Source organism: Saccharothrix sp. AJ9571 (genome assembly GCF_021725495.1).
Taxonomy (GTDB): Bacteria; Actinomycetota; Actinomycetes; order Mycobacteriales; family Pseudonocardiaceae; genus Amycolatopsis; species Amycolatopsis magusensis.
The window spans coordinates 7,815,074-7,827,269 of sequence record NZ_CP091382.1 but is presented as its reverse complement, the minus strand read 5'-3'; the positions used below and the strand labels follow the sequence as shown (position 1 = coordinate 7,827,269).

General features: G+C 69.2%; 9 protein-coding genes and 4 pseudogenes. 1 reads left to right on the top strand and 12 read right to left on the bottom strand.

Annotation, left to right across the window (positions count from 1 at the left end; translation table 11 throughout):
* Positions 1 to 6: 6 nt before the first annotated feature.
* From L3Q67_RS35225 to L3Q67_RS35170, 12 genes and pseudogenes are all read right to left on the bottom strand, one after another.
* Positions 7 to 727, bottom strand: a pseudogene (locus L3Q67_RS35225) (fumarylacetoacetate hydrolase family protein).
* A 102-nt stretch (positions 728 to 829) separates the two neighbouring features.
* Positions 830 to 1,309, bottom strand: coding sequence for a fumarylacetoacetate hydrolase family protein (locus tag L3Q67_RS35220; RefSeq protein WP_499185733.1), 480 nt, complete (start codon positions 1,307 to 1,309; stop codon positions 830 to 832).
* A gap of 21 nt (positions 1,310 to 1,330) precedes the next feature.
* Positions 1,331 to 2,394, bottom strand: a pseudogene (locus tag L3Q67_RS35215) (IS630 family transposase).
* Between the two features lie 206 nt (positions 2,395 to 2,600).
* On the bottom strand, positions 2,601 to 2,912 hold the full coding sequence (locus tag L3Q67_RS35210; RefSeq protein ID WP_499185732.1) for a DUF1048 domain-containing protein: 312 nt from the start codon (positions 2,910 to 2,912) through the stop codon (positions 2,601 to 2,603).
* A gap of 1 nt (position 2,913) precedes the next feature.
* Complete coding sequence (locus tag L3Q67_RS35205) at positions 2,914 to 3,270, bottom strand: DUF1048 domain-containing protein (protein WP_499185731.1); 357 nt, start codon at positions 3,268 to 3,270, stop codon at positions 2,914 to 2,916.
* Complete coding sequence (locus tag L3Q67_RS35200) at positions 3,267 to 3,593, bottom strand: PadR family transcriptional regulator (protein ID WP_499185730.1); 327 nt, start codon at positions 3,591 to 3,593, stop codon at positions 3,267 to 3,269. The genes L3Q67_RS35205 and L3Q67_RS35200 overlap by 4 nt, the downstream gene beginning before the upstream one ends.
* Positions 3,581 to 4,255, bottom strand: coding sequence for a serine hydrolase domain-containing protein (locus L3Q67_RS35195; protein WP_499185729.1), 675 nt, complete (start codon positions 4,253 to 4,255; stop codon positions 3,581 to 3,583). The genes L3Q67_RS35200 and L3Q67_RS35195 overlap by 13 nt, the downstream gene beginning before the upstream one ends.
* Before the next feature lie 40 nt (positions 4,256 to 4,295).
* Positions 4,296 to 5,057, bottom strand: coding sequence for an ABC transporter permease (locus L3Q67_RS35190; protein WP_499185728.1), 762 nt, complete (start codon positions 5,055 to 5,057; stop codon positions 4,296 to 4,298).
* A 10-nt stretch (positions 5,058 to 5,067) separates the two neighbouring features.
* A complete protein-coding gene (locus tag L3Q67_RS35185; protein ID WP_499185727.1) occupies positions 5,068 to 5,841 on the bottom strand; it encodes an ABC transporter ATP-binding protein in 774 nt (257 codons plus the stop codon).
* A 108-nt stretch (positions 5,842 to 5,949) separates the two neighbouring features.
* Positions 5,950 to 6,654, bottom strand: a pseudogene (locus L3Q67_RS35180) (sugar phosphate isomerase/epimerase family protein); the annotation flags it as partial.
* A gap of 168 nt (positions 6,655 to 6,822) precedes the next feature.
* Positions 6,823 to 8,688: pseudogene (locus tag L3Q67_RS35175) on the bottom strand (bifunctional sugar phosphate isomerase/epimerase/4-hydroxyphenylpyruvate dioxygenase family protein); the annotation flags it as partial.
* 94 nt (positions 8,689 to 8,782) lie between these two features.
* Positions 8,783 to 10,894, bottom strand: coding sequence for an outer membrane protein assembly factor BamB family protein (locus L3Q67_RS35170; protein WP_499185726.1), 2,112 nt, complete (start codon positions 10,892 to 10,894; stop codon positions 8,783 to 8,785).
* Positions 10,895 to 11,049: 155 nt separating this feature from the next.
* Between L3Q67_RS35170 and L3Q67_RS35165 the strand changes: the two genes are divergently transcribed.
* A complete protein-coding gene (locus tag L3Q67_RS35165) occupies positions 11,050 to 12,018 on the top strand; it encodes a ThuA domain-containing protein (protein ID WP_499185725.1) in 969 nt (322 codons plus the stop codon).
* Positions 12,019 to 12,196: the final 178 nt, after the last annotated feature.

The window sequence follows — 12,196 nt, the reverse complement described above, 5'->3', positions numbered from 1 at the left end:
AGGGCCTCAGCGGAACCGGGTGCGTAGTTCTCCGAGGCCGTCGATCCGGCTGATCAGTTCGTCTTCCGGCGTGAGGTAGCGCGGCGGGGTCATCCGGTTGCCCACCCCGGCCGGGGTGCCGGTGAACAGCGCCGGGCAGGAGCGGGCAGATCGCGGAAATCCGCCCCACGAGGTCCGCCACGTCGAAGATCATCTCGTCCGTCGACGCCTGCTGGACGACCTCTCCGTTGAGCAGGCAGGTGATGCCGCCGCTCCCGCTCCATTCGTCCGGGGTCACCAGGTGCGGTCCGGTGGGGCCGAAGCCGGGGAAGGACTTGCCGAGCGAGAACTGCGGGGGTGTGCCGCGCGACTGCACTCCGCGCTCGGAAAGGTCCTGGCCCACCATGAACCCGGCGAGGTGGGCCGCGGCTTCGCCGACCGGGATGCGGTGCCCGCCGGTGCCGATCACCGCGACCAGTTCCACCTCCCAGTCGACGCGGCCGCCCGGCAGCTCGACTGTCGCTTGTGGACCGGTCAGGCAGGTGGGGAACTTGGTGAAGACCAGGGGTTCCTCCGGCGGGGAGTACCCGGCTTCCGCCGCGTGCGGCGGGTAGTTCAGCGCCACCGCGAACACCTGCCGCGGCTCCGGCACGGGTGGCCCGAGCAGGCCGGGGTCATACGGTTCCGTGGCCGGGGGCACGGATTCCGCCCATTCGGCAAAACTCGCCCCCTGCCGCAGGACCGACATCGGCTCCGGGCCGAAGCGGCCGCCGCTGGCCGCCGACACGTCCAGTGCCCGGGATCCGGTGATGAGGGCGGCACGGCCGCCGAGATTCGCCAGGCGCACCGGTCACCGCCACTGTTCGGCGGCGGGCGGGGGAGTGCCGTGCGCGTCTTCCCACGACACCACCGGGTTGCGCAGCACGCCCAGCTTCTCGATCTCGGCCTCCACGACGTCACCGGGCTTGAGGTAGTGGGCGAAGGGGTCCTCGGTGCTCGCGGCGACCCCGGCGATGGTGCCCGTGGTGATCAGGTCACCGGCGCTGTAGCACTGCGGCGAGTGGTAGGCCACCAGTTGCGGGATGGACACCGACATCCGGCTGGTGTTCGACTTCTGCCGGACCTGGCCGTTGACCCGCAGTTCCATGTCCAGGTCGTGCGGGTCGGGCACCTCGTCGGCGGTGAGGATGTACGGCCCCAGCGGGCAGAAGGTGTCGATGGCCTTGGAGAAGGAGAACACGCCCGACTCCATCTCGCGGCGCTGGATGTCCCGCGCGGTGATGTCGTTTCTGGTCGGCGCACTCGCCGGACTCGCAGGCGCCGCCCTCATCGTGCCGATCCACACCGTCGCCTAGTGTCGCGCGTCTGATGTTCGTTGACGGGTGGTGTGGGGCAGGATCTCGTCGGCGGTCTTGGTCCAGGCGAACGGGTGGCAGCGGGTGTTCCAGCCGTCGATGAAGGCGCGGATCGTGGTGACGAGTTCTGTGACTTGTCGAAGGATCCGCGGCGGATGGCCTGGCGGGTGATGATGCCGAAGAACACTTCAACCAGGTTCAGCCAGGACCCCGAGGTGGGCGTGAAATGCAGCGTGATCCTCGGGTTCCTGGCCAGCCAGTTCTTGACCTCAGCGTGCTTGTGGGTGTGGTAGTTGTCCAGCACGACGTGCAGTTCGCGGCGCGGGTATGCCTTGGCCACCTTCTTGAGGAAGTCGAGGAATTCCGCTTTGCCGTGCCGGTCGTAGCACTGGTCGGTGACCTTCCCGGTCGCGATCTCCAATGCCGCGAACAAGGTCGTGGTCCCGTTGCGCTGGTAGTCGTGGGTGGCTTTCTCCGGTAGTCCGGGGCGTAGTGGCAGCATCGGCGCTGTGCGGTTGAGTGCCTGGATCTGGGACTTCTCGTCCACGCACAAAACGAGCGCCTTCTCCGGCGGGTTCAGGTAAAGCCCGGCCACGTCCCGGACCTTGGCCTCCAGTTCCGGGTCGGTGGAGAACGTGAACGTCTCCTGCCGCCACGGCTGCAGGTGGTACTTGCGCCAGGCTCTGGCCACGGTCGCGTCCCCGATCCCGAGGTGCCGGCCCAGCAGCCGGCTGGACCAATGCGTGACCGCCAGCGCTTCCGGCGGTGGCTCGAGGGTGGCCGCGATGATCCCGGCATCGTCCACAGTTTTCGGGCGCCCGGGTCGGGGTTCGTCATCCAGGCCTGCCAAACTGTGCGCGGTGAACCGGTCACGCCACTTGATCACTGTCGGACGAGAAACCCCGACCAGTCGGGCGGTGCCTGCGGTTCCGTGTCCGTCCGCGACCGCGAGCACGATCCGGGCCCGCTCGACATGACTGGCCCGGATCGCTCGTGACCGTGTCCAGGACTCCAAGATCGCCCGGTCCTCGTCACTGACAACCACATCCGAGGAAGCCATGGCTTATTGTCGCAAACCCACGGCCGTAAACTAATTAACGACGCGCGACACTAGTCCCCGCCCCGCGCTCCGAACGCTATGAGTGGGGCATTACCAGCGTTGAATGCGAGTAATGCCCCACTCATAGCATTCGCCTTCTCCGCCTCGGCTGTCCGGATGTGGGTTCGGCTTCCTGAACGTGGGACTCGCCCGGGTGGGGGCGTGGGTCATGAAGGCTGGGATTGGGATTCCTGGTAGATATCCGCGTAGGTGCGTGAGTCCTTGATCAGGTCGTCGCAGAAGGCGGCGACGTCTTCGCCGATGAGTTCCAGTACGCCCTTGCCGGACGCGGCGCCCTCTTCGAAGAAATCGACGATTCCCGAGAGCAGGGTTCCCTCGACCAGGTCCACCGGCCCGACCTTGAAGAAGTACTTCTGGCTCTCCTTGTAGACGATCTGGTAGTCCGGCGGGAGCGCCTTGACCCGCGCCAGGTGCGCCCGCCACTGCTTCTTGCCCTCGATGATGTCCTGGATGCCCATGTCAGCCTCCCAGCCGGTTCAGTTTCCTGGCGACGTTCCGGTTCAGCTGCCGTCGCCACCGATCGCGATAGGTCCGGGCGCCTTCGCCTCCGGCCAGTGCGGCGCAGAAGCCCTTGATGTCGTCACCCAGCACCTCGTCGATGCTTTGCCCGTCGGCCGCTGTCTGTTCGAGCAGTCCCAAAGCGCCGTCCATGATCGGCATCAGGTTCCGGCCGGTGAAATCGCCGTAGGGGAGAAGGTGCGCCTTGATCTGTTCCCACGCCGCTCGGTGGTCGGCGGGCAATGCCTGCGCCCGGACTTCGAACTCGTTCCACTCCCTGGTGAGATCGTTGCCGGTGATGGTCTCCCAGAAGTTCATCTCCCGCCCTCCCTGAGCTTGTCGATGCGTGAAGTGATGTATTCCCATTTCGCCCAGAACGTCGCGAGTTGTTCGCGTCCCGCGTCGTTGAGCGCGTAGAACTTGCGCGGCGGGCCCACCCCGGACGGTCGTTTCGTCACCTGGACGAGCCCGTTCCGCTCCAGTCGCAGCAGGATGGTGTAGACCGTCCCCTCGACGACGTCGGCGAAACCGAGTTCGTTCAGCCGGCGGGTGATGGCGTACCCGTAGGTCTCCTCGCTGCCGATGATGTGCAGCACGCAGCCCTCGAGCGTGCCCTTCAGCATCTCCGTCAGATCATCCATCCTGCGATCCTCCCGGTATCGGCTTTCCTCAGCCGAGGCAGGCCCGGACGGCGTCGGCGAGGTTCGCCGCACGCGGGTCGTCGGGCCGGTAGTTCCAGAGGTTGGTGACGTAGCCGAAACCGAGCTCGGCGTCGGGATCGGCGAAGGCGATCGAGCCGCCGGAACCCGGGTGGCCGAACGATCCGGGCCCGGCCATCGGCCCCGGAGGGCAGGCTCGCCAGAACCGCGCGGATGACCGGATCCCAGTCGCACGCCTGCTCGAAGGTGAGCGGTCCGTCGACGATCGGCAGCCCGGCCTGGTGGGACAGTAGCCACCGCACCAGGATTTCTTCTTTGCCCGCCGCGCCGAATTCCGGCCAGTACCGGGCCACGGGCGCGTCGAGGTCCAGTTCACCGCGTTGCACCAGCAGGTGAGCGCAAATGGCGGTGGCGCCCTTGGTCGTGGAGGCGACCTGGACGATGGTGTTCTCGCGCCACGGCTGGTGGGTCTCGCGATCCGCGAGGCCGTCCCACAGGTCGACCACTGGACGGCCGCCGACGTAGACGCTGCACGCCGCGCCGATCTCGCCGGGGTCCCCGTCGAAGTTCGCGCGGAAGGCGTCGGCGACCTTCCCCCACCCTTGCTCGACACCGTTGCGGCGCTGTGCCGTTTCGTCGGTCACGCTGAGGTCCTTCTGGACAGTTGAGGCCAGTCGCAAGCGACTAGGAGATCTTGCGGCGGTAGCTGAGCACGGCGAAGGCGTAGGCGACGACGAGGATGCCGGCGCACCAGGCCAGCGCGATCCAGATGCCGGTGCCGACCGGTCGCTGCGCGAACAGGTCGCGGATGGCGTTGACGATGGAGGTCACCGGCTGGTGCTCGGCGAAGGCCCGTACCGGGCCGGGCATGGTGGCGGTGGGGACGAACGCCGAGCTGAGGAACGGCAGGAAGATGAGCGGGTAGGAGAACGCGCTCCCGCCTTCCGCCGACTTCGCGCCGAGACCGGCGACGACGGCGATCCACGTCAGCGCCAGGGTGAACAGCAGCAGGATGCCGGTGACCGCGAGCCAGGCAGGCAGCCCGGCGCCCGAGCGGAACCCCATCAGCAGGGCGACGCCCACCACGATGACGAGGGAGACCAGGTTGGCGACCACCGAGGTCACCACGTGTGCCCACAGCACGCCCGACCGGGCGATCGGCAGGGACTGGAAACGTTCGAAGATCCCGCTTTTCAGGTCGGTGAAGAGCCGGAGCGCGGTGTAGGCCACGCCCGACGCGACGGTGATCAGCAGGATGCCGGGGAGCATGTAGTTCACATACGATGCCGAGTCCGTGGCGATCGCGCCGCCGAAGACGTAGACGAACATCAGCATCATGGCGATCGGCGTGACGACGGTGGTGATGATGGTGTCCGGGCTGCGGGTGATGTGCCGCAGGGACCGTCCGAGCAGGACGGTGGTGTCGCCGAAAACGTGTGTGCTCATCGTCGTTGTCCTACTTTCCCGTGCGGCTGTCACCGACGATGGAGAAGAAGACGTCCTCGAGGGTCGGCTGCTTCTCGACGTATTCGACCTTGGCGGCCGGGAGCAATTGTTTGAGTTCGGCGAGGGTGCCGTCCACGATGATCCGTCCTTCGTGGAGGATCGCGATCCGGTCGGCGAGCTGCTCGGCCTCCTCCAGGTACTGGGTGGTGAGCAGCACCGTCGTGCCCTGCCCGGCGAGTTCCCTGACCGCCTGCCACACCTCGGCGCGGGCCTGGGGGTCGAGCCCGGTGGTCGGCTCGTCCAGGAAGATCACCGGCGGATCGCCGATGAGGCTCATCGCGATGTCCAGGCGGCGGCGCATCCCGCCGGAGTAGGTAGCGACCCGCCGCGCGGCCGCGTCGGTCAGTGAGAAGCGTTCCAGCAGCGCGTCGGCGATCTCGCCCGGGCGTTCCTGGTGCCGCAACCGGGCGATGAGCACCAGGTTCTCCCGCCCGCTGAGGATTTCGTCGACCGCGGCGAACTGGCCGGTGAGGCTGATGGCCTCCCGCACGTTCGCCGCGTGCGTGGCGACGTCGAAACCGCCGACGCTGGCCGTTCCCGCGTCGGCTTTGAGCAAAGTGGACAGAATTCTCACGACGGTGGTCTTGCCAGCCCCATTGGAGCCGAGCAAAGCGAAGATGCTGCCCCGCGCCACGTCGAACTCGACCCCGCGCAACACCTGCAGATCCCCGTAGGACTTCTCCAGGTCCCGCACCTGGATCGCCTGGACGAGTCGTGTGGACATCAGGACGCCCCTGTTTCTTCCGGTGCCCTAGCCGAGCTATGCGGTGTCACTAGGTACCGGTAGATAGTAACACTAGCTAGCGGCGGGGCGTCAACAGTCGCGGACGGGTTATCGCGCTGGGCGCAGTGCCGTGCCGAGGTGCCGCCGGGTCGCGGTGATCGCCCGGCGGAGGCTTTCCTTCTCGCCCACCTGGGCCGTCAAGCTCGCGCGGGGGATCTCCAGCGCGTAGGGAATGCCGGATGGCAGGGCGGCGAGGATGCCGGTCACGTCGATGCCGCCCTCGCCGGGGAACAGGCGCTCGTAGCGGGCCGTGTGGATCAAACCCTCCACAGTGGACGGTATACGAGCCGGGGCGTCGCAGACGTGGGCGAAGTGGAACCACTCGCGGGGCAGCCGGGTGAGTTCGCCGATGCTCGATCGGGAGCGGGCGAAGTGCAGCAGGTCGATCAGCATCCCGGCGTTCGGCCGGTCGGCCGCGTGCAGGACGTGGGCCGCTTCGGTGAGGTCCGGGGTCTCGGTCCACGACGGGAACTCGAGGTCCGCCGACAGGCCCAGTGGGGCCGCCAGGTCGCAGAGCTGGGCGAAGTGCTCGGTCTTGCGGTCGCGATCACTGTCGGGGAGCTGGGTGATGACGTGCCGGGCACCCAGTTCGGCGCCGGTTTCCAGGAGCCGGAGGAAGCGCTTCGGATCGTCGTGGGGGCCGATCCTGGCGAGTTCCACGTCCAGTACCTCGATGCCGGTGGCGGCCAGCGCGCTCTTGGTCCGCTTCAGCAGCGCCGGGTCAGTCGCGATCGGGTAGTGCGGCTCGTCCGGGGTGACCCTGGTGAGCCGGAGTCCGACGTAACGGTAACCGGCCTCGGCCGCGGCCTCGATGAGTTCGGGCGGGGACAACGTGAGGGCCGACAGGTGCGCTACCGAGTAGTCGTGGGCGGAGAAGTCCTCGTGCACCGACGCGGGCTGGGGGATCACCGTCTTCGTGACCAGGCGGCGTCGGCGTTGCGCGGCCATGCGGATCGGCGCGGTGGCCGCGGCGCCGTAACCCGCGTAGCCGTCGATCCGTTGCACCACCTCGAAAAACACCCGGGACCCGAGGACTTCGGTGCAGATGTGGAGGTACTCGCCGTGTTCGTCGCGGTCGTACAGGATTGACAGTTCGCGCAGGGTGGCGCTCAGCTCCGGTGGTAGCTCGAGGCGGGCGTCGAGGTCGTCGTAGTAGTTGCCGGGTAGGTCCAGCAACGGCGCGCCCATCGCGCGGAGGGCCCGTGCGCTCGCGATGACGTCGGTCGAGGTGAACGCGATGTGCTGGGGTTCCGGCACCGCGGGTGCCCATTCGCCGCGGCGGAAGAGGGCCGCGTTCAGCGTCAGGCGTACCCGGTGGCCGGGGTCGGTCGCGGCTCGGCTGCGGATGAGGCCGAAGGGGGCCGCCAGCTCCATCGCGGGCTGGGTCCGCAGGCCGAGCACCGCCCGGTAGAACAGCGCCGCCTGGTCGAAGTCGTCGAACGGCTCGGTGAGCGAGACGTGGTCGATGCCCGCCAGCAGCCCGGCGGTGCCGGGCTCGGCACCGGTCGGGGCGAAGTCGGCGAGCCAGTCGTTGCCCGGATCGCCGGTGCGGCAGAAGAAGACCGTGGTCCCGTCGGGTGCGGCGACCGAGTACAGCTCCGCCTCCTGGGGTTGCCTGCGGCGGGTCAGGACGGGCGCGAGCAGGCGTTCGGCCCGTGTCGCGGACGCGGCCGGATCGGCGCTTTCCACGGCCAGCGCCGACAGTTCCGCGGTGCCGGGTGCGGCCGCCACACGGGGTGTGCCGTTGAGGAGCACGCGCGCGGCGCCCTGCTGCCACAGCTGCACCGGCTTCGACCGGTGTTGCCCGACGTGCGTGAACCCGAAGGCCGTCAGCGTGCGTTCGAACACCGGGCCCGACACCTCGTCCACCGCCAGTTCGGTGAACACGTGCCCGGCCAGCGCGGGCGCGGCGGGCAGGTCCGGCGGGACGAACCGGTCGCCGAGCGACTCCCGCAGCGCGACGAGCGAGCGCATGGCGTCCGTCGCGGACCGGCGCGGGTCGGCCTGGCGGAACACGTCGTTGGACACTTCGAGGGCGAGCGGGCCCCGGTATCCGGTGGCGAGCACCGCCCGGACGAACTCCGCGAGGGCGAACGAGCCCTGACCGGGGAAGAGCCGGTGGTGGTGGCTCCACTGCGCGGTGTCCATGGACAGCCGTGGCGCGTCGGCCAGCTGCACCGCGAACACCTTCGCGCCCGGGATGACCCGGACCGCGGTCAGGTCGGCGTCCCCGGCGAGAACGTGGAAGCTGTCCAGGCACAGGCCGAGCGCCGGGTGGCCGGCGCGGCGCACGATCCGCCACGCGTGGGCGTAGGTGCGGACGAACCGGGCCCAGGCGACGGCTTCGTAGGCGATGCGGAGGCCGCGGGCGGCGGCCCGGCTCGCCAGCAGGTGGAGCTGTTCGGCCGCGAGGTCGTCGTCGTCCACCGCGTCGGGGGACAGCGACGAGCAGAGCAGCAGGGTTTCGGTGCCGAGCTGCTCGAGCACGTCGAACTTGCGTTCCGCGCGCCGCAGGTTCGCGGCGAGCACGTCCGGTGGGACGGCTTCGAAGTCGTGGAACGGCTGGTAGAGGTCGATGCTGAGGCCGAGGTCGGCGCAACGCCGCCGCACCTCGCGCGGTGACCACGGTGCCGCGAGCAGGTCCGCCTCGACGATCTCGACGCCGTCGAACCCGGCTGCGGCGGCGGCGATCAGCTTGTCCTCGAGCGTGCCGGACAGGCACACCGTGGCGATGCTCAGTGCCGGGGCGGTTTCGGGGGAGCGGCCGGTGTCGTCACGCGGTGCCATGTCGCACTCCTCGGTGAGGGCAACGATGTGGTGCGAACGAACTAGATAGTTACTTATACGCCGACGACCCGGCGCCGGACACCCCCGGTTTCGGTCAGAGGACTTCGATCTTGCCGGTCGAGCGGGGACTCGCCGGGTCGTTGAAGAAGTACTCGCCCTTCGCGGTGAACGTGTGGGTGTACGACTCGCCAGGAGCGAGGCGCACGTCGAAGAGCCCTTCGAAGAACTGGGTCGCGCCCCGGGTGCCCGCGTTGCCCGCGTGGTTGGTGAACGTGACGGCCGTGCCCACCGGGACCCGCAGGTGGGTCGGGGCCATGGCGTTGACCGCGGTCGACTCGGTGGCGCCGATCCCGCCGGTCGCCGGGTCGTAGGTGCGCCCGATGATCACCGTGTCCCGCACCGCGCTGCCGTCCACCGGGGCGCCGGACACCGGCCTGCGGACGACCGGGGGCGGCGGGACCGGCGCGGGGGCGACCCGGCCGCCGAGCTTGAACGCCCAGAGGAAGTCGCCGCGTGGGGCCGAGTTGCCGTACGGGATGCCGGTGCCGCCGGCGTAGACGGCCACGTACTGCTCACCGTCCACTTCGTACAGGACGGGGCTGCTGCTGATCGCGGCACCGCACTGGAACCGCCACAGCTCGCGGCCGCTGTCCGCGTCGAGGCAGAGCAGGTAACCGTCGGGCTGCCCGATGAACAGCAGGCCGCCCGCGCTGGTGAGGATCCCGTTGCCGTGCGCGAGGGAGTACGGCATCCGCTTCTTCCACCGCACCTGGTTGGTGCGCACGTCGACGGCGACGATCCCGCCGGTCTGGTACTCGCCGGGCGGGCGGAGCCCGTTGCTCGACTCGGTGAGCGAGTGGGCGGCGGCCACGTAACCGAACCCGGTGTAGACGCAGCCGGTGCGGTGGCTGAACGACTGGTGGCTCCAGTCGGCGCCGCCGCCGTGCCCGGGGATCGACAGGATGGGAACGTCCCAGTGCGGGGTGAACAGCGAGCCGCGGACGTAGTGGGGGACCGCGCGGTTGGGGTCGCCGGGGATCGCGGTGCCCAGCGGCTGGTCGACGACCGTCGTCTCGGTCCACGGGCCCTGGCGGGGGAACGGCTGCGTCGGCCAGGTCTTCTGGCGCGGCTCCTGGGGGACCGGCCGTTCGTCGATGCCCAGCGGCGCCGAGCCGTTCTCCCGGTCGAGGATGTAGTACATCCCGGTCTTGCTGCCGTAGATCACCACCTTGCGGGGGCGGCCGTGGATCCGCACGTCCGCGAGCACGGGCGCCATCACGTTGTCCATGTCCCAGATGTCGTGGTGGACGGACTGGAAGTGCCAGCGGTATTCGCCGGTGGCCAGGTCGATGGCGACCAGGGAGTTGGCGAACAGGTTCGTCCCGCCGCGTTCCGAGCCGTCCTGGGACGAGCGGCTGCCGCGCGCGTTGCCGAAGGTCCAGTACGCCAGTCCGAGGTCGGGGTCGATCGCGGGGTGAATCCACGGGGTGGCACCGCCTTCGGCCCAGGACTCGCCTTCCCAGGTGTCGTTGCCGAACTCGCCCGGTCCCGGGATGCCCCAGAAGTGCCACAGGAGTTCCCCGGTGTGCGCGTCGACCGCGAGCCCGGCGCCGCGGTCGCCGTCGGCGGTGCTGAGGTAGAGGCGGCCGTCGTGGTGGACGATGGCCACCTTCTCCAGCGCGCCGTACTCGGTGATCTGCTTCTCCCACACGACCGCGCCGGTTTCCTGGTCCAGTGCGATGATCCAGCTGCCGTTGGCGTGCGTGAAGACCTTGCCGTCACCGACCGCGACGCCGCGCCGGGTCAGCGTGCCCCGGGTCTGCCGGTAGACCCACTTGGTCACGCCGGTCCGGCCGTCCACGGCGAACACGTTGCCCGGTGCGGATTCGAGGTAGAGCACGCCGTCGACGGCGACCGCGGTGCTCTGGTTCGTGCCGGTGGTGAGGCCGCCTTCGATCCGGTTGACCCAGGCGGCGCCGAGCTTGCGCACGTTGCCGCGGTGGAGGTCGTCGAGCGCGGAGTAGTTCTGGTTGCCCAGGTTGCCGCCGACCTTCGGGAAGTCGCGGCCGCCGGGGGTGGTGGCGATGGGCGGCCGGTGGCCCGCCGTCCGGGGGTCCGCCGACGCGGGTGCGCCGGACAGCGCGCCCATGCCGACCGCGGCGGCGGCCGCGCCCTTGAAGAACTTCCTGCGCTGGATCTCCGCCATGCCGCGCTACCTCCGTGGGGAAAGCTGAGCGCCGTGGTCCACCTAGCGGACCATGTGGACTGTTGGACGGTTCAGCGTAAGCTCGGCACGTCGTGCTTCACAAGACCAGCATGGTTTCTTCGGTCCGCTTCGCGGACCCGGCGAAAGGTCAGGACGTGCGCAGACGAGTAGCGATGACGGTGACCGCGATGGTGAGCGCCGCGGTGGCGATGGCAGCCACCGTGCTGGCCGTCGGCGGACCGGCGGCGGCGAACAACGGGGACCGGCCGGGGGCGAGGGAACTGGGGGAGCCGGACTACGGCGTGTGCCGGGGAGTGCGGCCGCAGTGTTACCACGACTGGGGCAATTTCGACCTGTCGCAAGGGATCCGGGTGCTGGTCTACTCGCGGACGGCGGGTCCCCGGCACGCGAACCTGGGCCCGGCGCTCGCGCCCGGCCTCAACCCGCCGCTGGTCGACGGCAACGTGGCGCAGCAGGGGTTGGTCCGGCTGGGCCAGGAGAACGGATTCGCCGTCGACTGGACCGAGGACGTCACACAGCTCTCGTCGGCCGGTCGCCTCTTCCCCTACAACGCGGTGGTCTTCCTGAGCACCACGCGGGACACGCTCGACGACGCCGCGCAGACCGCGCTGCGGCAGTACATCCGCGGGGGTGGCGGGTTCGTCGGCATCCACAACGCGTTCGGCACCGAGTACAACTGGCAGTGGTACGAAGGCCTGCTGGGGAACGCGAACTACTACGACCACGGTCCGTACCAGCCGGGGACGGTGCGGACCACCAGCCGCAAGGACGTGTCCACGAAGAATCTTCCGGGCCGGTGGCAGTTCGCCGACGAGTGGTACAACCTGGTCCCCTTCCCGAGCGAGGTGCGGGTGCTGGCCGAGGTCGAAGAGTCTTCGCTGGCCCAGGGCGCACGCGGCGGCAGTGGCCACCCCGGCCACGGCGACCACCACCCGGTGGCCTGGTGCCAGTACTACGACGGTGGCCGATCATGGGTGACCACCCTCGGCCACGACGGCAGCGCGTTCACCGGCACGTCCACTGTGGACGGATCTTGGTACTTCCGGAAGCTGCTCGCCGGCGGCATCCGCTCCGCCGCAGGCGCCGACCCCTTCTGCCGATAGCACTCATCGGTCCGAGCACTGTCACGAATGTGGCTTTCGGCTGCCTGAGTGTGGGGTTCAGCTGCTTGAGTGTGGGGTTCGGGTGTCTGAACGTGGGGTTCGGGTGCCTGAGTGTGGGACTCGCCCGGGATGTGCGGGAGCCGGGCGAGTCCCACGTTCGTGCAGCCGAACCCCACAC